Annotated in this window: 14 protein-coding genes; 11 read left to right on the top strand and 3 right to left on the bottom strand. The window is 71.2% G+C overall.

What is annotated here, in order from left to right; all coding sequences use genetic code 11:
* Positions 1 to 3: 3 nt before the first annotated feature.
* A complete protein-coding gene (locus tag ABUW04_RS23025) occupies positions 4 to 1,308 on the bottom strand; it encodes a L,D-transpeptidase (protein WP_380566440.1) in 1,305 nt (434 codons plus the stop codon).
* A gap of 211 nt (positions 1,309 to 1,519) precedes the next feature.
* Positions 1,520 to 2,749, bottom strand: a complete 1,230-nt coding sequence (locus ABUW04_RS23030; RefSeq protein WP_380566441.1) for a L,D-transpeptidase — start codon at positions 2,747 to 2,749, stop codon at positions 1,520 to 1,522.
* A 173-nt stretch (positions 2,750 to 2,922) separates the two neighbouring features.
* Here ABUW04_RS23030 and glgX point away from each other — a divergent pair, with 173 nt between their 5' ends.
* From glgX to ABUW04_RS23075, 9 genes are all read left to right on the top strand, one after another.
* Positions 2,923 to 5,310, top strand: coding sequence for a glycogen debranching protein GlgX (gene glgX, locus ABUW04_RS23035; RefSeq protein WP_380566442.1), 2,388 nt, complete (start codon positions 2,923 to 2,925; stop codon positions 5,308 to 5,310).
* A 54-nt stretch (positions 5,311 to 5,364) separates the two neighbouring features.
* The gene (locus ABUW04_RS23040) at positions 5,365 to 5,898 is read left to right on the top strand and encodes a sigma-70 family RNA polymerase sigma factor (RefSeq protein WP_030262448.1); all 534 of its coding nucleotides are present in this window, start codon (positions 5,365 to 5,367) and stop codon (positions 5,896 to 5,898) included.
* The gene (locus tag ABUW04_RS23045) at positions 5,895 to 6,602 is read left to right on the top strand and encodes an anti-sigma factor family protein (RefSeq protein WP_380566443.1); all 708 of its coding nucleotides are present in this window, start codon (positions 5,895 to 5,897) and stop codon (positions 6,600 to 6,602) included. The genes ABUW04_RS23040 and ABUW04_RS23045 overlap by 4 nt, the downstream gene beginning before the upstream one ends.
* 332 nt (positions 6,603 to 6,934) lie before the next feature.
* The gene (locus ABUW04_RS23050) at positions 6,935 to 8,722 is read left to right on the top strand and encodes an ABC transporter ATP-binding protein (protein WP_380566444.1); all 1,788 of its coding nucleotides are present in this window, start codon (positions 6,935 to 6,937) and stop codon (positions 8,720 to 8,722) included.
* Positions 8,719 to 10,719 carry an ABC transporter ATP-binding protein gene (locus ABUW04_RS23055; RefSeq protein ID WP_380566445.1) on the top strand — a complete coding sequence of 667 codons (2,001 nt, stop codon included), beginning with the start codon at positions 8,719 to 8,721 and terminating at the stop codon, positions 10,717 to 10,719. The genes ABUW04_RS23050 and ABUW04_RS23055 overlap by 4 nt, the downstream gene beginning before the upstream one ends.
* Before the next feature lie 107 nt (positions 10,720 to 10,826).
* Entirely contained in the window at positions 10,827 to 12,011 is a 1,185-nt protein-coding gene (locus tag ABUW04_RS23060) for a WXG100 family type VII secretion target (RefSeq protein ID WP_380566446.1), read from the top strand.
* A gap of 10 nt (positions 12,012 to 12,021) precedes the next feature.
* Positions 12,022 to 12,735, top strand: a complete 714-nt coding sequence (locus ABUW04_RS23065; RefSeq protein WP_380566447.1) for a hypothetical protein — start codon at positions 12,022 to 12,024, stop codon at positions 12,733 to 12,735.
* 19 nt (positions 12,736 to 12,754) lie between these two features.
* Positions 12,755 to 13,066: a type VII secretion target gene (locus ABUW04_RS23070; RefSeq protein ID WP_380566448.1), complete on the top strand. Its 312-nt coding sequence runs from the start codon at positions 12,755 to 12,757 to the stop codon at positions 13,064 to 13,066.
* The gene (locus ABUW04_RS23075; RefSeq protein WP_380566449.1) at positions 13,066 to 13,839 is read left to right on the top strand and encodes a hypothetical protein; all 774 of its coding nucleotides are present in this window, start codon (positions 13,066 to 13,068) and stop codon (positions 13,837 to 13,839) included. Before ABUW04_RS23070 ends, ABUW04_RS23075 begins: the two co-directional genes overlap by 1 nt.
* A gap of 48 nt (positions 13,840 to 13,887) precedes the next feature.
* Here the strand turns inward: ABUW04_RS23075 and glgP are convergent, their stop codons facing one another.
* Positions 13,888 to 16,581 carry an alpha-glucan family phosphorylase gene (gene glgP, locus ABUW04_RS23080; protein WP_030262471.1) on the bottom strand — a complete coding sequence of 898 codons (2,694 nt, stop codon included), beginning with the start codon at positions 16,579 to 16,581 and terminating at the stop codon, positions 13,888 to 13,890.
* Positions 16,582 to 17,465: 884 nt separating this feature from the next.
* Here glgP and ABUW04_RS23085 point away from each other — a divergent pair.
* Together ABUW04_RS23085 and treS are read left to right on the top strand one after the other, a co-directional pair.
* Positions 17,466 to 19,427: an alpha-1,4-glucan--maltose-1-phosphate maltosyltransferase gene (locus tag ABUW04_RS23085; protein WP_380566557.1), complete on the top strand. Its 1,962-nt coding sequence runs from the start codon at positions 17,466 to 17,468 to the stop codon at positions 19,425 to 19,427.
* Complete coding sequence (treS, locus tag ABUW04_RS23090) at positions 19,424 to 21,136, top strand: maltose alpha-D-glucosyltransferase (RefSeq protein WP_030262477.1); 1,713 nt, start codon at positions 19,424 to 19,426, stop codon at positions 21,134 to 21,136. Before ABUW04_RS23085 ends, treS begins: the two co-directional genes overlap by 4 nt.
* The last annotated feature ends 126 nt before the right edge of the window (positions 21,137 to 21,262 follow it).

The following is a 21,262-nucleotide window of genomic DNA, read 5'->3' on the forward strand; positions in this document are numbered from 1 at the left end:
GGCTCAGTTGGAGGTCCAGGCGGACCAGCTCATGTTCCAGCCGTTCAGACCGTTGTCGGGGGCGACCACCTTGTCGGGCGAGTTCACCACCTGGACCACGTCGCCGATGATCGAGTTGTTGTAGAACCAGGCCGCCGGGGTGGAGGGGTCGCCGCCGCCCTGGACGTCGTGCAGGCCGACGCAGCCGTGGCTGGTGTTCTCGCTGCCGAAGGTCGAGACCGGCCGCCAGTAGTTGCCGTGCACGAAGGTGCCCGAGGTGGTCAACCGCATGGCGTGCGGCACGTCCTTGATGTTGTACGCGTCGCCCAGGCCGACGGTCTGCGAGTCCATGTCGATCACCGAGTACTTCTCGGTGATCACCATCTTCCCGTTGTAGGTGGTGTGCTGGGCGTCGCCGAGGCTGGCCGGGAGCGTCTTGTAGAGCACGCCGTTGCGGTAGACCTTCAGCGTGTGCGCGGTGTTGTCGGCGACGCTGGTCTGGCTGCGGCCGATGGTGAAGGCCACGTCCTTGTACTGCTTGCCGTAGACCCCGGTGGAGGTCTCCACCCCGTCGAGGTCCATGTGCAGGGTGACCTTGGTGCCCGGCTTCCAGTAGCTCTGCGGGCGCAGGTCGAGCCGGGAGCTGCCGAACCAGTGGCCCTCGACGTCCACCGCCGGGGAGGCGGTGACCGAGATCGCCTTCGCCACGGCGGCCTGGTACTTGCTGCTCACCGGGTGGGTGAAGGTGATCGACACCTCCATGCCGACACCGTAGGTGGCCCCCGGGTCGACGTTGAAGTTGCCGATGTTGGTGTTGCTCGGCGTCATGGTGGTGAAGCTGGACTGCTCGGTGACGCTCAGTCCGCTGCTGTCCACCGCGGTCGCGGCGACGCTGTACTTGGTGCCGGAGCGCAGCGCACTGGCCGGCGTCCAACTGCTGCCGTCGGTGGCGATGGTGCCGCTGATGTCCGAGCCGTCGGCGGAGGAGACCTTGACCGTGGTCAGCTTGCCGGTGGCCACCGAGACCTTGAGCGCGCCGTTGGTGTTCACGCCGGTCGCGTCGTTCTTCGGCGAGATGGTCACCACGGCCGCGGAGTTGGCCGAGGCGGACGGCGAGGCTGCGGACCCGTCCGAGGCTCCGGCCGACGCGCTGGCGGAACCGCCGCCCGCCGCGGCACCGACCGTGCCGGTGCCGCCGTTGCTGCTGCACGCCGTGGCGACCAGCAGCAGGGAGCCCGCCGCCAGGGCCACCCAGGCACGCCGGGTGCTCCTGCGGCGTCCGCGCTGTTCTTTGTCACTGCTGGCGTCAACCGCCCGTGCCGAGCTCAACCGTCTCTCCCCTCCCGGATGTTCAACCTCTATGAACGCCCAGGCACCCCGCTCAGTTGCATCCGAGGGCGGAGTAATCCCGCACGTGCCGGGCGGACCGTCGCACTCTAACCGGCGCAGCTGGGAGAACTCTGTTGGAAGGGGCGGTTGACGCCCGTTCGTGCGGTTCCGGTACCAATTCGTTGCCTGAGGTTTCGCCCCCCCCGGGCGCTCAGCGCAGCGCGCTGCCCGCGGTCCACCGGGCCCAGCTGAGGTTCCAGCCGCTGAGGCCGTTGTCCGGGGCGACCGCGTCGCCGTTGGAGCCGGTCACCTGCACCACGTCGCCGATCATCGAGTGGTCGTAGAGCCAGCCGGCCGGGGTGGTGTCGCTCGTCCCGCCCTTGACGTCGTGCAGGCCGATGCAGCCGTGCGAGGTGTTCTGGCTGCCGAAGACCGAGGCCGGACGCCAGTAGACGCCGTGCACGAAGGTGCCGGAGTCGGTGAGCCGCATCGCGTGCGGGACGGCGGGGATGTCGTACTCACTGCCCAGGCCCACGCTCTGCGAGTTCATCCGGGTCACCTGGTACATCTCGGAGATCACCATGATCCCGTTGTAGCTGGAGTGCCCGGGGCCGCCGGCCGAGATCGGCAGGGTGCGCAGCAGCTGTCCGCCGCGGCGGACCGTGAGCGTGTCGGAGACCGTGTCGGCGGTGCTGATCTGGGCCCGGCCGATGGTGAAGGCGACCTTCTTCGCCTGCGTCCCGTACACCCCGGGAGCGCCCTCGACGCCCTTGAGGTTCAGCGCCAGGACCACCTTGGTGCCCGGCTGCCAGTAGTGCTCCGGGCGGAAGTCCAGCCGCCGGTCGCCGAACCAGTGGCCCACCACCGGGACGGACGGGGCGGCGGTCACCGTGACGGCCCGCTGCACCGCGGCCCGGTCGGTGATCGACCGGTTGAACCGCAGCGACACCTCCATGCCGACGCCGACGGTGCTGCCGTCCTCGGGCGTGTAGAAGCCGATGAAGGTGTTGGTCGGGACGAAGGTGGTGAAGACGGCGTGCTTGGCCGCCTGCAGACCGTTGCCGTCGGTGGCGATGGCGTCCAGGGTGTAGCGGGTCTCCGGCATCAGCTTGGCCGTCGGCTTCCACGACGCGGCGCCGGCGCCGAAGGCACCGGGGACCTCGTCGCCGCGGTCGTCCCGCAGCCGGACCTGGGTGAGCTTCCCGGCGGCGACGGCGACGCCGACCCCGCCCTGGGCCGGGACCTGTGCGGCGCCGTCGCCGGGGGTGAGCGTGACCACGGCCGCCGACACCGCCGGGGCCGCGTCCGAGGAGGGCGCCCGCTCCGGCCCTCCCCCGCAGGCCGTGAGCAGTGTCAGCGCCCCCGCTGACAGGACGAGGGCCGTGCGCCGGAGTCCCGCCCCCCGAAGTCCCGACCGCCGCACCCAGCTGCTCAGACCCACCGTCACCGCTCCTTCGTCTCGTCAGTCCGCCCCCGGGGATCAACGAGGCTTGATCGACGGGGACACGTCCTCCGCATGGATCCATGGCCGCTTGCACGTGACATCCGTGGGCAGGGTGGGAACGTACATTCCAGCCGGGGAACGGGACTCCCCGCAGCGGGGAGGTACGTGTCATGACGGCTTGGCAGGGGGCGGGTGACCGGGATGGCAGCGATCCGGACGGCGGGCGGGCGCGGCTGCGGCTGGTAGCGGCGGAGCAGCAGGCGCCGCCGGTGCAGCGGCCGGCCGCCGGGGGGCCGCTGCGGACCGCGCCCGCCACGGAGCCGCAGCCCGGCGGGGCACAGCCCACCCGGAGCGGGACGGTCGAGGTGTGGCCGGGGAGCTGGCAGCCGCTGGGGGCCCGCTTCCACATCGGCCCGGACGGACGTCCCGGCACCAACTTCGCCCTCTGGGCGGCCGGGGCCGAGGCGGTCGAGCTCTGCCTCTTCGACGAGGAGGACCAGGAGACCCGCCATCCGCTGCACGAGCAGAACTTCCAGACCTGGCACGGCCACCTGCCCGGAGTGCTGCCGGGGCAGCGCTACGGCTTCCGGGTGCACGGCCGCTGGGACCCCTGGACCGGGGCCCGCTGGAATCCGGCCAAACTGCTGCTCGACCCCTACGCGCGGGCGGTCGACGGGACCTTCCGGCTGCACGACTCCATGTACGGGCACGTCCACGGCTGGCCGGAGCGCGAGGTCGCGGACACGGTCAGGGACAACCGCGACTCGGCCCCGCACATGCCCAAGGCCGTGGTGGTCCACGACGACGACGACTGGTCCGACGACCGGCGGCCGAAGACCGCCTGGGCCGACACCGTCCTCTACGAACTGCACGTCAAGGGCTTCACCCAGCGGCACCCCGGCATCCCCGAGCAGCTCCGCGGCACCTACGCGGGCCTGGCCCACCCGGCCGCGATCGAGCACCTGACCCGGCTCGGGGTGACCGCCGTGGAACTGCTGCCGGTGCACCAGTTCGCCGACGAGGAGCACCTGCAGCGGCGCGGCTCGGGCAACTACTGGGGCTACAACTCCATCGGCTACTTCGCCCCGCACGCCGGCTACTCCGCGTCCGGCACCAGGGGCCAGCAGGTCACCGAGTTCAAGCGGATGGTGCGGGCGCTGCACGCCGCCGGGATCGAGGTGATCCTCGACGTCGTCTACAACCACACCGCCGAGGGCGGCGAGGGCGGTCCCACCCTGTCGCTGCGCGGTATCGACAACGCCGGCTACTACCGGCTGCAGCCGCACAACCGCCGCGCCTACGCCGACTTCACCGGCTGCGGCAACACCCTGGACAGCAACCAGCCGCAGGTGCTGCGGCTGATCACCGACTCGCTGCGGTACTGGGTCGCCGAGATGGGGGTGGACGGCTTCCGCTTCGACCTGGCGGCCGCGCTGGCCCGGTCGCCGTTCGAGGTGTCGATGCTGGCGCCGTTCCTGTCGGCGGTCTCCCAGGACCCGCTGCTGAGCCGGGTGAAGCTCATCGCCGAACCCTGGGACGTGGGCCTCGGCGGCTACCAGGTCGGCGGTTTCCCGCCGCTGTGGACCGAGTGGAACGACCGCTACCGGGACACCGTCCGCGACTACTGGCGCGGCGCCCGGCCGGACGTCAGGGAGCTGGGCTACCGACTGGCGGGCTCGTCCGACCTGTACCAGCAGGGCGGGCGCCGTCCCTACGCCTCGGTCAACTTCGTCACCGCGCACGACGGCTTCACCCTGCGCGACCTGGTCTCCTACAACGGCAAGCACAACCAGGCCAACGGCGAGGACAACCGGGACGGCACCAACGACAACCACTCCTGGAACTGCGGGGTGGAGGGCGAGACTGACTCGGCCCAGGTCAACGCCCTGCGCCGACGGCAGCTGCGCAACCTGCTGGCGACCCTGCTGCTGTCCACCGGGGTGCCGATGCTGGTGGCCGGCGACGAGATGGGGCGCACCCAGGACGGCAACAACAACGCCTACTGCCAGGACAACCCGATCAGCTGGGTGGACTGGTCGCTGCTGCGGGAGTCGCCGGACGGGGAGCCGGGCTGGCGGGCGCTGACCCAGCTCACGGCGCGGCTGATCCGGCTGCGCCGGGCGCATCCGGTACTGCGCCAGCGCGCGTTCTTCTCCGGGCGCCCGGCGCATCCCGGTGGGCTGCGCGACCTCACCTGGTTCACCGCACGCGGGCGCGAGATGACCGAGGCCGACTGGTACACCCCCGGCGCGACCCTGGGGATGTACCTGTCCGGGGACGAGATGTCCGAGCGCGACCCGCTCGGCCGCGAGCTCACCGACGACAGCTTCCTGCTGGTCCTGCACGCGGACCACCGGCCGACCAGGTTCCTGCTGCCCGGGCCGCCCTGGGCCGAGGCCTACGAGTCGGTGGTCGACACCGCACTGGAGGACCAGGCCGAGGCGCCCGGCCGGCGGTACCCGGCCGGCACCGGCCTCACCGTCCCCGGGCGCACCCTGCTGCTGCTGAGGATCTGCCCGCCGGCGGAACCGGCCGGTCAGGACGCCGGACCGGATTGACGCGCCGGGTGAAGCTGCTTGAACCTTTCCCGCAGGTGGTGCGTACTTGAAGGCGTGGACCACTCGCAGGCGCGCGATTCGGAGTTCGTGCGCTCCCTCTACTCCCGGTACGGGCGCTCGGTGCTCGGCCGGGTCCTGGGGTTGGTCCACGGCGACTACCAGCGGGCGGAGGACATCGTGCAGGAGACCTTCCTGCGCGCCTGGCAGCACCAGGACTCGCTCGACCCGGACCGGGCGGGCCCCTGGCTGCACACCGTCGCCCACAACCTGGTGGTCTCCGCCTACCGCAAGATCAAGGCCCGGCCGGCCGAGTCGCCCTTACCGGAGGACGAGGGCGGCGAGTGGGCCAAGGGTGACGGGGACCTGGAGCTCGACCGGATGCTGGAGCGCTGGCAGATGCTGGAGGCCATGCGCGGACTGCGCCCCGAGCACCGGGCCGTGCTGATCGAGGTCTACTACCTGCGCCGCACCGTGGCCGAGACGGCGGAGCACCTGGGGGTGCCGGTCGGCACCGTCAAATCGCGCTGCTACTACGGGCTGCGCGCCCTGAGGAACGTACTGGAGGAGAGAGGGGTGACATCCCGATGACGACGCCGTGTCAGGAGAGCGTCTCGCTCGGCGCCTATCTGCTCGGGGCCCTCGATCCCGAGGAGCGCAGGGCGCTGGAGCGGCACATCGCGGGCTGTGCGCACTGCCGCGCAGAACTGGTGGAACTCGCGCCGCTGCCGGGGCTGATGCGGCACACCGCCTTCGAGGAGCTGCCGGAGACGGCGGAGGTCGCCGAGTCGCTGAGCCCGGCCCGGGAGCAGCCGCCGGAGGCCGACTCCGCCGGACTGCGCCCGCTGCCGGTACCGACCCAGCACCGCAGGCGCAGCCGGAAGCGCGCGGCCCTGGCCGCCGGGCTGGCACTGGCGGCGTGCGCCGCCGGGGTTGGCGTGTACTCGGTGGCGGAGCGCGGCGGCGGTGCCGGCCGGGCCGCCACCGTGCAGGCCGCGGCGACCTGGGGCGCGACCGACCCGACCACCCACGTCTCGGCGACCGCGGCGCTGTTCCCGGAGGCCTGGGGCACCCAGTTCCAGCTGAAGCTGGGCGGGCTGCCCTCCGACATCACCTGCCACCTGGTGGTGCACGGGAAGGACGGGGCCACCGAGACGGCCGGCACCTGGGGCTCGGGCTACGCGGTCTCGGCCCAGGTCCCCGCCTCCACCTCGATCAGCCCCGCCCAGATAACCGGTCTCGACGTGCTCGACGGGACCGGGAAGCTGCTGGTGCACCTGCCCGCGGGCAAGTGACCTGGTAGCAGCGGTCCGAACGGCCGCCGACCCCCCTGGCAGCAGGGGAGTCGGCGGCCGTTCGCGGTCCCGGGGGCGAGCGCTCCAATTCTCCGGGGAGCGACCCCCCGTACCCCCACGCAGACCCGAGGTGGCGGGCCTGAGACAAGCGGACACCGCCCAGAATGCCTGAGCAAAAACCAGGTGAGGATTGTCAGTGGTGAGCCGTACGCTCACAGACGATGTCCAGTGCCTCCTCCCCCGTGCCCACCCCGCAGGCGCCACCAGCGCCGTCCCTACCGGAATCCACAGCTCCGGCCACCCCGGACGCCGATAGACCGGATGCTGCCGCCATGACCGAGTCGCCCCCGCCCGCCCACTCATCCAAGCGTTCGACCGTGCGCTCACTGCTGCGCATCTGGCCGTACGCCCGGCCGATCCGCTGGTACCTGGTCGGCTCGACCTCCGCGGCCATGGTGGCCTCGCTGGCCGGTCTGCTGATCCCGCTGGTGCTGAAGCAGATCGTGGACGGACCGGTGTCGCACCACGACGCGGCCGGCCTGTGGTGGCCCGCCGCGCTGCTGCTGGTGCTCGGGCTGGCCGAGGCGCTCTTCTTCGGGGTGCGCCGCTGGCTGCTGGCCCGGCCGCTCTCCGGCGTCGAGCGGATCATGCGCGCCGACCTCTACGCCCGGCTGCAGCGGTTGCCGGTGACCTTCCACGACCGCTGGGCCTCCGGCCAGCTGCTGTCCCGGGCCACCTCGGACATGTTCACCATCCGGCTGTTCCTGGCCTTCCCGCTGGTCTTCCTGATCGTCAACTCGATGGTGTTCCTGGTCGGGATCGGCATCATGTTCGCCCTGGACTGGCAGCTCGCGGTGATCGCGGTGCTGCCGGCCGCGCCGCTGATCATGCTGTGCTCCTACTTCGAGCGCCGCTACTCGGCCGCCGCCCGGCTCGCCCAGGACCAGAACGGCGACCTGGCCACCATCGTCGAGGAGTCGGTGCTGGGCATCCGCATCCTCAAGGCCTTCGGCCGGCACCGGACCATGGCGCAGCGCTTCCGCGCCCAGGCCCGCGAGCTGCGCGGCACCGAGCTGAACAAGGCCCGGCTGCTGGCCAACCTGTGGGCGGTCATCGTCGGCCTGCCCGAACTGGCCCTGGGCACCGCGCTGGCGGTCGGCGTGGTCCAGGTCGCGCACGACGTCACCACGGCCGGAACGCTGGTGGCGTTCCTCTCCACGGCGCTGGCGCTGCGCTGGCCGGTGGAGTCGCTCGGCTGGCTGCTGGCGTACAGCAACGAGGCCGCGACCGCCACGGACCGCTTCTTCGAGGTGCTGGACACCCCGCTCGCCGACGCGGAGGACCGGGTGACCAGCACCGGTCCCGGCGCCGGCGGCGGCCGTGACGGCATCCGCTTCGAGGGCGTGCGCTTCCGCTACCCGGACGCGCCGGCCGACACCCCGGACCTGCTCCAGGGCGTCGACCTGCACATCCGCCACGGCGAGACGATGGCGCTGGTGGGCAACACCGGCAGCGGCAAGACCACCATGACGGCGCTGCTCCCCCGGCTGTACGACCCGAGCGCGGGTCGGATCACCCTGGACGGCGCCGACATCACCGCACTGTCCCGGGCCAGGCTGCGCGAACTGGTCTCGGTGGCCTTCGAGGAGCCCACCCTGTTCTCCGCCTCGGTGCGGGAGAACGTGCTGATGGGCGCCCCTGAGGCGAACGAGGAGGAGCTGCAGCGGGCCCTGGACGTGGCCCAGGCGCAGTTCGTCAGGGCCCTGCCGCAGGGCACCGACACTCAGGTCGGCGAGCAGGGCCTCAGCCTGTCCGGCGGCCAGCGGCAGCGGCTGGCGCTGGCCCGCGCGGTGGTCGGCACACCGGACTTCCTGGTGCTGGACGACCCGCTGTCGGCGCTGGACGTGCACACCGAGGCTCAGGTCGAACGGGCCCTGCGGCGGGTGCTGGCCGACACCACGGCCCTGGTCGTGGCGCACCGGCCGAGCACGGTGCTGCTCGCGGACCGGGTCGCGATGCTGGTCGACGGGCGGATCGCGGCCGTGGGCACGCACCACGAGCTGCTGGAGACCTCGCCCGCCTACCGCGAGCTGATGTCCGGTGAGCGGGTGCCGGCATGAGCGACACCGGAACCGTCCTGACCGAGCGCCATTTGACCGAACGCCAGTTGACCGACCGTCAGTCCAACACCACGGAGGCCGCAGTGGAAGCGGAGACGCTCGACGAAGCCCTCGTCGAGGAGCAACTGCCGGATCCGGCCGAGCCCGTGGCCGAACCGGCGGCCACCGCCGAGGGGGAGGACATCCCGGTCCCGCCGGGTGCGCCCCGCGCGCTGCTGCGCTCGCTGATGGGACCGCACCGCAGGCGGATCGTCCTCGCGGTGCTGATGATCGTGCTGCAGCAGGCCGCGCTGCAGGTGGGGCCGCTGCTGGTGTCCATCGCCATCGACCGCGGCATCCCGGCGCTGCGCGACCACGACGCCGGGCCGCTGATCGCCGTCACCGCCGGGTACCTGGGCTGCGCCGCGGTGGCGACGCTGCTGCAGCGCGCCTTCATCCGGCTGTCCGGGCTGATCAACCAGGACATCCTGCTGGAGATGCGCCGGCGGATCTTCCGCCACGCCCAGCTGCTCAGCCTGGACTTCCACGAGCGCTACACCTCGGGACGGATCATCTCCCGGGCCACCAGCGACGTGGACGCGGTCCGGGAGCTGCTCAACGAGGGCCTGCAGGAACTGCTCTCGGTGGCCCTGCAGATCATCTACATCAGCGGGCTGCTGCTGGTCCTGGACTGGCGGCTGGGCCTGGTGTCCATCGCCTCGGCCGGTCCGGTCTTCCTGCTGCAGCGCTCCTACCGGATCCGGTCCAGGGAGATCTACCGGCGGTCGCGCTCCGCAGTGGCCTCGGTGATCGTGCGCTTCACCGAGACCATGAACGGCATCCGCCCGGTGCAGGCCTTCCGCCGTGAGGAGGCCAACGACGCCTCCTTCGCCGTTCCCAATGCCGAGTACGCCAAGTCCAACGCGGACAGTTCGCTGTCCATGGCGCTGTTCATCGCCTCGGCGCGGCTGACCGCCAACCTGTGGATCATCGGGGTGGTGCTCTGGGGCGCCTACCTGGTCGCCGACCGGGAGCTCGAACTCGGGGTGCTGGCCGCCTTCGTGCTGTACCTGCGACGGCTCTTCGACCCGATCGACCAGCTGGCGATGTTCGTCAACAGCTACCAGTCGGCGGCCGCGGCGCTGGAGAAGATCGCGGGCCTGCTGGCGCACGAGCCCTCGGTCCCGGAACCGGTCGAAGCGGTGCCGCTGCCCGAGCAGCCGGCCACGGCACGTTCGGGGACCGCACAGTCGGAGAGCGCACCCTCGGAGGCCGCGCTGACCGGCCGTGAGATCGTCTTCGACGAGGTCGGCTTCGCCTACCGCACCGGCAAGCAGGTGCTCCCGGAGTTCTCGCTGCGGATCCCGGCCGGCCAGAGCGTCGCCGTGGTCGGCGCCACCGGCGCCGGCAAGTCGACCCTGGCCAAACTGCTGGCGCGGTTCTACGACCCGACCGGCGGCCGGGTGCTGCTGGACGGCGTGGACCTGCGCGAGCTGGCCACGGCGGAACTGCGCAGGGGCGTGGTGATGGTCACCCAGGAGTCCTTCCTGTTCTCCGGGACGGTCGCCGACAACATCGCCGTCGGACGCCCCGGCGCGAGTCGCGAGGACGTCGAGGCCGCGGCGAAGGCCATCGGCGCGCACGCCTTCATCAGCGCGCTGCCGGAGGGATACGACACCGACGTCCGCAAGCGCGGTGGTCGGATCTCGGCGGGCCAGCGCCAGTTGGTGGCCTTCGCCAGGGCCCTGCTGGCCGACCCGTCGGTGCTGATCCTGGACGAGGCGACCTCCTCCCTGGACGTCCCCGGCGAACGGGCCGTCCAGGAGGCCATGCGCACCGTGCTGGCCGGACGCACCGCGGTGATCATCGCGCACCGGCTGTCCACGGTGGAGATCGCCGACCGGGTGCTGGTGATGGAGCAGGGCCGCATCGTCGAGGACGGCAGCCCGTCCGACCTGATCGCCGGCACCGGCCGCTTCAGCCGACTGCACGAGGCCTGGCGCGACAGCCTGGTCTGACCGCCCCTACACCCCCTGCCGCACGGCAGGGGGTGTAGCTTTTGCCGGGTCGTTCGCGTCGGACCGGATCGACCAGCCGAGGCTGGAAACGGGAGGGGAGTCGGGCCATGACCCGTGACGGAGGCGGCAGCGGGGGCGGCGGCGGCGAGGTCGTCGTCGAGATCCCGCCGGGCGATCCGGCGGCGCTGCACCGGCTGGCCGACGCCCTGGACAAGCACGCGACGGCGGTGCTGAACCTGGGTCAGGACACCAGGTCGAAGACGGCCGACGTCAGGACCAGGGCCAACTGGTCCGGCGCCGCGGCGGACTCGTACACCGGGTTCACCGGCGCGGCCTCGGGCGGGATCAGCGCGCTGCATCCGCACCTGACCGCGATGGCGGCCTCCGTCCGCACCTACGCGGACACCCTCGACGGCGCGCAGAAGCGGGTGCAGACCGCGATCGACACCGCCAACACCGCCTCCAAGAGCGGCGCCCCGGACGCCCAGACGCAGATCGACGCCGCGAAGAAGGCGTCCAGCGACGCCAGGACCGAGGTCGACGGAGCCGGCGACAAGGCCGGGGCGGAGGTCGAGGAGGAGAAGCACGGCCTGGAGAAGTTCCTGGAGGTCATCGAGCCGTACCGGAAGGCCAACGAGTGGATCCACGTCCCGGTCGACGTGGCGACCGAACCGCTGACCAAGAACCTGCTCAACCTACTGCACACCGGCCCCAAAGCAGCTGAGGCCGCCATGGAGAAGCTGGACGAGGCGCTGCGCGAGCAGTTCTCCTCCCAGGTGTCCAGCGTGGCTCACGACCTCGACAACGGCGAAGCCTCCATGGATGACGTCCAAGAGGCCTTCGCCAAGTACTTCGTAGACACCAAGGGCCTCGATGAGGGCCTGGGCGACGCGGCGAAATCGCTACGCGCCTGGGAGATGGGGTCCAGAGTCCTCGGTGTGACGGCGGTCCTCGGCGATGTGGCGACGTTTGTCGACCCTGAGGACAAGGGTGTGATGGGCACCGTCGACCGAACTGCTGCGGGCGTCAACGCGGCTGCCGTCGGTGGCAGCCTTGCCTATGAGCTGATCACCGCCAATTCCCTGGACGGAGTGCCGGTCGTCGGCGAGGTGGTCATGGTCGCCGACGTCGCCACCGGGGTGTATCTGGCCGGCGACTTCCTCTACCACCATTTCAAGCCGTTCCACGACGTCGCCAACACCGTGGGACACGGGGTGGCAACGGCAGCGAAAGACGTCTCACACGGCGTTTCTTCGGCTGCGCACAGCGTTGCGCACTTCTTCGGCTGGTAAGGAACAGAGCATGGCTGACAACCCGTTGAAACGGCCCGGGACATACGTCGATACGTCGCCCGAGCGCCTGCTGTACGAGGAACGCCACTGCGGGAGCGGGTGGACCACGGTCGTGCTGTTCTGGCTCGGCCTCGTACTGATTGCGGTCGGCCTCGCGACTTCGCCGGTCGTCATCGCGGTGGGCGCCACGATGGCGATCTGCGCAGCGGTCTATTTCGCTGCGGTCCGACCCATCGGCATCCGCGTCACCACGAAGAGGGTGACCGTCGGTGCCCTGGCATTCGCCGACGGGCGCGACGTGGCGATGGGCACGCGCAAGGACGGGACGGTGCCGCAACGCAGGTGGGTCTACTCCTGCGGCTGGGAAGGTATTCGATCGGTCGTCATCGTGACGGGCAGGCAGGCGATCAAGAACGCCTCGATGGAGGCCAGCTTCGCCACCGATCCGACCGGAGGCGGCGTGGTCGCCTCACCGTCGTCGAATCCCCTGGGCCTGCTCGTTCTGCCCGGAGCCAGGACGTTGTTGACGATCCGCGTGGACCCCGCACTCGCTCAGTACCCCCGAGCCCGTCAGAAGAGGCGCCACTTCTGGCACGAGTCCCAGATCATCGGAGCGCCCACGCGCCACCCGGAGAAGCTGCGAGCCGCTCTGGCTTCGTTTCCGACCGCCGAGCGGATCACCGCAGAGATCACGCCGAGCACCGCCAACAACTCCTTCTACTGACCGTGAGCTGGGAGCAGACATGACGGACATCCAGGTGCACCCGGGCGAGCTCTCCACCGGGGCCAGGGAGCTCGGGACGCTGGTCGGGCAGTGCGAGACGGCCACCGAGGGGCTGGCCTCGACGTTGATGGAGCTTCAGGCCGTGGCCGGGCACCCCGGCCTCGCTGCGGCGCTGGGCGGGGCGAACGAGTCGGCCACCCGGACCATGCTCTCGGTGGGCAAGGTGCTGGCCTTCATCGGCGAGGGCCTGAGCAGCAGTGCCAAGGAGTACGCCGCCACCGAGGCGGCCAACGCCAAGAGGTTGAACTCGATACACCGGACGGCGAACTGATGACGACCAGCGACTTCCGGCAGGCGGACGTCGACGAGGCCGAGGCGATCATGGCCATGGTGGACGCCGAGGGCGGCGCCCCGCTGCCCCAGCTCACCGACACCGACCTCTGCGTCTTCTCCGACGCCTTCGCCACCCTCCTCGACAAGGACGTCTGGACGGCGTGGCTCGCGCTGCCCGACCCGGAGCGGATCCGCCGCGCCGAGCTGGCCCAGGGGTTCCTGGCCGAGCGGCGGCTGCTGCGGCTGGTCGAGGACGGCTGCGCCCCGGAGGTCGCCATCCAGCCGAAGCTGGGCTACATCCTGGCGGCGCGGCAGCGCCCCTCCTTCGTCGCGGTCTGCTCGGTCCCGGGCACCGCGCAGCCGTCCGCACCGCATCTGTTCGGGCTGTCCGACCAGAGCCGGAGCGAGCAGTGCCTGCTCGCCGAACAGGTCACCCCCAGGACCGTGCCGGTGCTCGGCCGGATCCGCGAGTACGGCCTCCTCCTGCCCCGGCGGGCCGGAGCCTTCGTGGCGGGCTGGGCGGCCGGCACGCTGCGGCTCCCGGGCGGCGGCAACGAGTCGGTCGTCGTCGACCTCTACGACCATGCGACGCAGTCCCCGGACGACGGACCGACGGTGGAACGGATGACGATCCGTCACTCCAGCGCCGACGGCACCCTGCGGGTCGAGCACGTCCGCCCCGGCGGCGGCTACACCCAGCGCGGCCGGCTGGACGAGGACGCCCTCGCGGACCAGCTCGCCCTTCTCTTCAACAGGACCCTGACCCGATAAGAACCAGGGACGGGCCCCGCGAAGGGGCCCGTCCCTGTTGACGTCCGATCAGCGCAGCAGCCCCGAGTCCATCCCGCCGGTCTCGGCCGGGACGGCGATCAGGCCGAGCTCCGCGCTGGAGGCGAGCAGCCGGTGCGCCGGGAGGATCCGCACGGTGTAGCCGAACGGCCCGGTGCGGCCCAGCTCCAGCGGGCCCTCGTAGCGCCAGCGGCCGTCCAGGTCGGCACGGTCGGCGGCCTTCAGCGAGACCGCAGTGGCGTCGGTGATCCGGTCCGCGTCGTCGACCCGGCCCGAGACGACCTGGACGTCGACGTCGGAGGGGTCGAGGCCGTCGAGGGCGACATGCACCCGCAGCGCCAGCGTCGTGCCCAGCTCCGCGCTGTCCGCGCTGTCGGCGGTCTCGCCGTGGTCGACGCCGACCCCCGGCCAGGCCGCCCTGACCCGGGCCTTCCAGGCGGCGAGCTCCCGCGCGCCGGCGAAGGACTCCAGCCCGGTGCCGTCCTCGGCCAGGATGCGCCTGGCCTCGGCGGCCGGGGTGTAGAGCCGTTCGACGTACTCGCGGACCATCCGCCCGGCCAGCACCTTGGGGCCGAGGGTGATCAGGGTGTGCCTGACCATCTCGATCCAGCGGGACGGCAGGCCGTCCGAGCCCCGGTCGTAGTAGCGCTGGGCCACCTGGTGCTCGATCAGGTCGTAGAGGCCAGCCGCCTCGATGTCGTCGCGCCGGTCCGCCTCGGGCCCGTCCGGGTCCATGCTGCCGATGCCTTCAGCCGTCGGGATCGCCCAGCCGTTGGAGCCGTCGTACCACTCGTCCCACCAGCCGTCGAGCACCGAGAGGTTCAGCCCGCCGTTGAGGGCGGACTTCATCCCCGAGGTGCCGCAGGCCTCCAGCGGGCGGAGCGGGTTGTTCAGCCAGACGTCGCAGCCCGGGTAGAGCGCGGAGGCCATGTCCATGTCGTAGTCCGGCAGGAACACGATCCGGTGCCGTACCGCCGGGTCGTCGGCGAACTGCACCATCTTCTGGATCAGCCGCTTGCCGCCGTCGTCCGCGGGGTGCGCCTTGCCGGCCACCACGATCTGGATGGGACGGGTCGGGTGCAGCAGCAGCGCCCGCAGCCGCTCCGGGTCGCGGAGCATCAGCGTCAGCCGCTTGTACGAGGGCACCCGGCGGGCGAAGCCGATGGTCAGCACGTCCGGGTCGAGTATCCCGGCGACCCAGCCCAGCTCGGCCTCGCTGGCACCGCGCTGCCGCCAGGAGGCGTGCACGCGCCGGCGCGCCTCGTCCACCAGCTGCTCCCGCAGCCGGCGGCGCAGCTCCCAGATCTCCCGGTCCGGGATCTGCTCGATGCCGTGCCAGCGGCGGGACTCGCCCACCATCATGGCTTCCTCGGTGCGCTCGGCGCCGATCTCCTTGGAGCCGAGCCGCACCACCTCCGGGTCGATCCAGGTGGGGGCGTGCACCCCGTTGGTGACCGAGGTGATCGGCACCTCGTCGGCGTCGAATCCCGGCCAGAGTCCGTTGAACATCTCCCGGCTCACCCTGCCGTGCAGGGTGCTGACCCCGTTGGCCCGCTGGGCCAGCCGGAGACCCATCGCGGCCATGTTGAACAGGCCGGGGTCCCCGCCGGGCCAGGCCTCGGCGCCGAGCGCGAGCACCCGTTCGGCGGGTACCCCGTCCAGCTGGGCGTCGCCGCTGAAGTGACGTTGCACCAGTTGGCGGTCGAAGCGGTCGATCCCGGCCGGGACCGGGGTGTGCGTGGTGAAGAGGGTGCCGGCGCGGACCGCCTCCAGCGCGGTGTCGAAGTCCAGCCCCTCGGTCTTCCCGTCGGCCCCGGAGGCCACCAGCTCCCGGATCCGCTCCACCCCGAGGAAGCCGGCATGGCCCTCGTTGGTGTGGAACACCTCGGGCTCGGCGTGCCCGCTGAGCCGGCAGAAGGCGCGGACCGCCCGCACCCCGCCGATGCCGAGCAGCATCTCCTGGAGCAGCCGGTGCTCGCTGCCGCCGCCGTAGAGGCGGTCGGTGACATCGCGTTCGGAGGCGGCGTTCTCCTCGATGTCGGAGTCCAGCATCAGCAGCGGCACCCGCCCCACCTGGGCCTTCCAGATGCGGGCATGCAGCTGCCGGCCGCCGGGCAGGGCCAGCGTGACGGTGCTGGGGCTGCCGTCGGCCTCACGCAGCTGGCTGACGGCGAGTTCGTTGGGGTCGAGCAGCGGGTAGCGCTCCTGCTGCCAGCCGTCCTTGGACAGGGACTGGCGGAAGTAGCCGTGGCGGTAGAGCAGACCCACCCCGATGATGGGAACGCCCAGGTCGCTGGCGGCCTTGAGATGGTCCCCGGCCAGGATCCCGAGACCGCCGGAGTACTGCGGCAGGGTCGCGGTGATACCGAACTCGGGCGAGAAGTAGGCGATGGCGGCGGGCAGGCCGGGCGGGTCCGGCAGGGCGAGCTGGTTCTGGTACCAGCGCGGACCGCTCAGATAGTCGTTCAGATCGTCGGCGGCGTCGCCGAGACGGCGCAGGAAGCGCCGGTCGGCGGCGAGGGCGGTGAGGCGCTGCGGGGCCACCTGGCCCAGCAGCCGCACCGGGTCGCGGCCTGCGGCCTCCCAGGTCTCCGGGTCCACCTCGCGGAACAGCTCGCGGGTGTCCGGATGCCAGGACCAGCGCAGATTGAGCGCCAATTCGCCGAGGGCTCGAAGGGGTTCGGGCAGGACGGTGCGGACTGTGAAACGTCGGATTGCCTTCACCCAAGCGAAGATAGCGTGAGCCGATGCGGCTTGCGAAGCTGGTTCAGGAGGCCGCGGCACCCGCCCGGCGCGCTCCGGTGGAGCAACGGCCCCGAATCTCACTCGGACGGCGGAATGGCGCACAACGGCGCAGGTAGGCGCATGGGGGCGCATGTTCACACAGCCGAAATCCCTTCGTAGCACGGCCGTCGCCCGTGCGGCCCGCGCACTCCGTCACACCTGACGAACTGTCGTTCCAAGTGGCTGAAACCTGGAGATACCCGTGCGCGGTACGCCGTGACGGTGCGAGGATCGAGGCAGGTCGAGAGAGTTCACGCAGGGTGCGGCCGGCGCTCTGCGTTTTCCAGCCACAGCTTGTGCTCCGCCCTCCGCGTGTCCCCCTCCCCACGTGCTCGTTGTAGGCAGCGGGCCACGAAGCCCGTGACGGAACGGGGTGCGGCGCGCCGGTGCGCGCCCCGGCGCGTATCGGCCGCGGCTGCGGTGACCACCGCACGCCAGGTTGACGGAGTAGTCCGGGGGAAGGCTCTCGGGGTCACTCCTTCGGGTCTGGGTCGGGTCAACGATGACGCCGGGTCGACATGACTCCACGTCACGACGTGCCCCTCCCGACCGGCACAGCCCTCCGGCGCCGACCGGACGCACCCTCCCCTCGGAACCGGGTGCTGCTCCGGACGGCCGCCGCCGATCGTGGTCAGGAGCGGGAGATGCGGGACGTGCGGGAATCGCACCAGGAGCAGGTGGAGCCGACCAGTGGCACCAGCGGCACCGGTAAGACCAGAACCACCAGAACCACCGGCAGGACCAGCACGACCCGTACGCCCCGCGCCCCGCGCAGCCCACAATCAGCCAAGCCGGTGAAGACCGCAGAGGACGAACAGCAACACATGATCGGCCGAATCCCCGTCCTGGACGTCAGCCCCCGCGTGGACTGCGGCACCCGTCCGGCCAAGTCCGTGGTCGGTGAGCCCTTCGAGGTCAGCGCCACCGTGTTCCGTGAGGGCCATGACGCGGTCGGGGCCAATGTGGTGCTCCGCGACCCCAAGGGCCGCAGCGGCCCGTGGACCCCGATGCACGAGCTGGCCCCCGGCACCGACCGCTGGGGCGCCGAGGTGGTCGCCACCGCGCCCGGCCGCTGGACCTACTCGGTGGAGGCCTGGAGCGACCCGCTGGCCACCTGGCGGCACAACGCAGAGATCAAGATCCCGGCCGGTATCGACACCGCACTGGTCCTGGAGGAGGGTGCGCTGCTGCTGGAGCGCGCCGCCCCCGGCGTCCCCAAGAAGGAGGGACGGGCCCTGGTCCTGGCCGCCGCGGTCACGCTGCGTCAGGCCGAGCTGGACCCGGCGGCCCGGCTGGCGGCGGCGCTGGACGTGGAGCTGACCCGGATCCTGACGCGCTATCCGTTGCGCGAACTGGTGTCCGCCTCCCGACCCTCTGCCCTGCAGGTGGACCGGGAGCGGGCGCTGTACGGCTCCTGGTACGAGTTCTTCCCCCGCTCCGAGGGCGCGGTGGTGGACCACCGCGGCCACCGCGCACCCGTCTCGGGCACGCTGCGCACGGCGGCCGAGCGGCTGCCGGCGGTGGCCGCGATGGGCTTCGACGTGGTCTACCTGCCGCCGATCCACCCGATCGGCCGCGCCTACCGCAAGGGGCCCAACAACAGCCTGGACGCGGGGCCCGACGACGTCGGCTCGCCCTGGGCGATCGGCTCGCCCGAGGGCGGCCACGACGCGGTCCACCCCGATCTCGGCACCATCGAGGACTTCGACGCCTTCGTGGCCCGAGCCGCCGAACTGGGCATGGAGGTGGCGCTGGACTTCGCGCTGCAGTGCTCCCCGGACCACCCCTGGGTGGAGAAGCACCCGGAGTGGTTCACCCGCCGCGCGGACGGCACCATCGCCTACGCCGAGAACCCGCCCAAGAAGTACCAGGACATCTACCCGATCAACTTCGACCAGGACTTCGACGGCCTGGTCGCCGAGACCCTGCGACTGCTGCGCTACTGGATGGCGCACGGGGTACGGATCTTCCGGGTCGACAACCCGCACACCAAGCCGGTGCTGTTCTGGGAGAAGGTGCTGGCCGACATCGCCCGCACCGACCCCGACGTGCTCTTCCTGGCCGAGGCCTTCACCCGCCCGGCGATGATGCACACCCTGGGGAAGATCGGCTTCCACCAGTCCTACACCTACTTCACCTGGCGCACCGGCAAGCAGGAGCTCACCGAGTACCTGACCGAGCTCTCCGGGGAGGCCGCCGCCTACATGCGGCCCAACTTCTTCCCCAGCACCCCGGACATCCTGCACGCCTACCTGCAGCACGGCGGCCGCCCCGCCTTCGCGATCCGGGCGATCCTGGCCGCGACGCTCACCCCCAGCCTGGGCATCTACGCCGGCTACGAGCTCTACGAGAACGCCCCGGTGCGCCCCGGCTCCGAGGAGTTCCTGGACTCGGAGAAGTACCAGCTGCGCCCGCGCGACTGGGCCCGAACGGACTCGCTGGCACCGCTGCTGACCACGCTGAACACCCTGCGCCGCGAGCACCGCGCGCTGCAGCTGCTGCGCAACCTGCGGTTCCACCACACCGACAACGACCAGGTGCTCGCCTACTCCAAGCGCCACGGCGAGGACACCGTGCTGGTGGTGGTCAACCTGGACCCGCACCACACCCACGAGGCCACCCTCTCGCTGGACCTGCCCGCCCTCGGACTCGGCCCGGGCGACCTGGCAGAGGTCCACGACCAGCTCAGCGGCGCGCACTACCGCTGGGGCGACCACAACTACGTCCGGCTCGACCCCACCCAGCAGCCGGCTCACATCCTCACGGTCCGGAGGGCCGACTCGTGATCGTCAACGAACCCGTACCCGACACCTTCACCGACACCCCGCAGAAGGACCGCGACCCCGACTGGTTCAAGCGCGCGGTGTTCTACGAGGTCCTGGTCCGCTCCTTCCAGGACAGCAACGGGGACGGCGTCGGCGACCTCCGCGGCCTCACCTCCAAGCTGGACTACCTCCAGTGGCTCGGGGTGGACTGCCTGTGGCTGCCGCCCTTCTTCGCCTCGCCGCTGCGCGACGGCGGCTACGACGTGGCCGACTACACCGCCGTGCTGCCCGAGTTCGGCGACCTGGCCGACTTCGTGGAGTTCGTGGACTCCGCACACCAGCGCGGCATGCGGGTGGTCATCGACTTCGTGATGAACCACACCAGCGACCAGCACCCCTGGTTCCAGGCCTCCAGGAACGACCCCGACGGTCCCTACGGGGACTACTACATGTGGGCCGACGACGACAAGGCCTACGCCGACGCCCGGGTGATCTTCGTCGACACGGAGACCTCCAACTGGACCTTCGACCCGGTCCGCAAGCAGTACTACTGGCACCGGTTCTTCTCGCACCAGCCCGACCTGAACTTCGAGAACCCGGCCGTCCAGGAGGAGATCCTGGCCGCGCTGCGGTTCTGGCTGGACCTGGGCATCGACGGGTACCGGCTGGACGCGGTGCCCTACCTCTACGCCGAGGAGGGCACCAACAGCGAGAACCTGCCGCGGACCCACGAGTTCCTGAAGCGGGTGCGGGCCGAGATCGACGCCAGCTACCCGGACACGGTGCTGCTGGCCGAGGCCAACCAGTGGCCCGAGGACGTCGTCGACTACTTCGGCGACTACTCCAAGGGCGGCGACGAGTGCCACATGGCGTTCCACTTCCCGGTGATGCCGCGGATCTTCATGGCGGTGCGCCGCGAGTCCCGCTACCCGGTGGCGGAGATCCTGGCGAAGACCCCGAAGATCCCCGACAACTGCCAGTGGGGCATCTTCCTGCGCAACCACGACGAGCTGACCCTGGAGATGGTCACCGACGAGGAGCGCGACTACATGTACGCGGAGTACGCCAAGGACCCGCGGATGCGGGCCAACGTGGGCATCCGCCGCCGGCTGGCGCCGCTGCTGGACAACGACCGCAACCAGATCGAGCTGTTCACCGCGCTGCTGATGTCCCTGCCGGGATCGCCGGTCCTCTACTACGGGGACGAGATCGGCATGGGCGACAACATCTGGCTCGGCGACCGGGACGGCGTCCGCACCCCGATGCAGTGGACCCCGGACCGCAACGCCGGTTTCTCCTCCGCCGACCCGGGCAGGCTCAATCTGCCGACCATCATGGATCCGGTCTACGGCTACCAGGTGACCAATGTCGAGGCGCAGATGAGCAGTACCAGCTCGCTGCTCCACTGGACCCGCCGCATGATCGAGATCCGCAAGCTCAACCCGGCCTTCGGCCTGGGCTCGTACGCGGAGCTGCCCTCCAGCAACCCCGCTGTGCTGGCCTTCGTCCGCAAGCTGGCGCTGCCCGACGGCGGGGACGACATCGTCATGTGCGTGAACAACTTCTCCCGCTTCGCCCAGCCCACCGAACTGGACCTGCCGGAGTTCGAGGGCCGGCACCCGGTGGAGCTGATCGGCGGGGTCCGCTTCCCCGCCATCGGCAAGCTGCCGTACCTGCTCACCCTGGCCGGCCACGGCTTCTACTGGTTCAGGCTCCGCCGAGCGGAGTAACGCCCCGTCACCCACCCCTCCACCCACCCGTCCCGTCCGCCCCGAGGAGCAGCGCAGCCCACACACTCGAACGGCGTACCCCGGCCACGCGGGGGCGGTCCGTCCCCGCGTGCCGAAGCCTTCACG

Source organism: Streptacidiphilus jeojiensis (genome assembly GCF_042510965.1).
Taxonomy (GTDB): Bacteria; Actinomycetota; Actinomycetes; order Streptomycetales; family Streptomycetaceae; genus Streptacidiphilus; species Streptacidiphilus jeojiensis.

Excerpts from the sequence above, each read along its gene's own strand:
- glgX (WP_380566442.1), top strand. The coding sequence starts at position 2,923 with ATGACGGCTTGGCAGGGGGCGGGTGACCGGGATGGCAGCGATCCGGAC.
- ABUW04_RS23085 (WP_380566557.1), top strand. The coding sequence starts at position 17,466 with ATGATCGGCCGAATCCCCGTCCTGGACGTCAGCCCCCGCGTGGACTGC.
- ABUW04_RS23050 (WP_380566444.1), top strand. The coding sequence starts at position 6,935 with ATGACCGAGTCGCCCCCGCCCGCCCACTCATCCAAGCGTTCGACCGTG.
- ABUW04_RS23045 (WP_380566443.1), top strand. The coding sequence starts at position 5,895 with ATGACGACGCCGTGTCAGGAGAGCGTCTCGCTCGGCGCCTATCTGCTC.
- ABUW04_RS23060 (WP_380566446.1), top strand. The coding sequence starts at position 10,827 with ATGACCCGTGACGGAGGCGGCAGCGGGGGCGGCGGCGGCGAGGTCGTC.
- ABUW04_RS23065 (WP_380566447.1), top strand. The coding sequence starts at position 12,022 with ATGGCTGACAACCCGTTGAAACGGCCCGGGACATACGTCGATACGTCG.
- ABUW04_RS23070 (WP_380566448.1), top strand. The coding sequence starts at position 12,755 with ATGACGGACATCCAGGTGCACCCGGGCGAGCTCTCCACCGGGGCCAGG.
- ABUW04_RS23055 (WP_380566445.1), top strand. The coding sequence starts at position 8,719 with ATGAGCGACACCGGAACCGTCCTGACCGAGCGCCATTTGACCGAACGC.
- ABUW04_RS23075 (WP_380566449.1), top strand. The coding sequence starts at position 13,066 with ATGACGACCAGCGACTTCCGGCAGGCGGACGTCGACGAGGCCGAGGCG.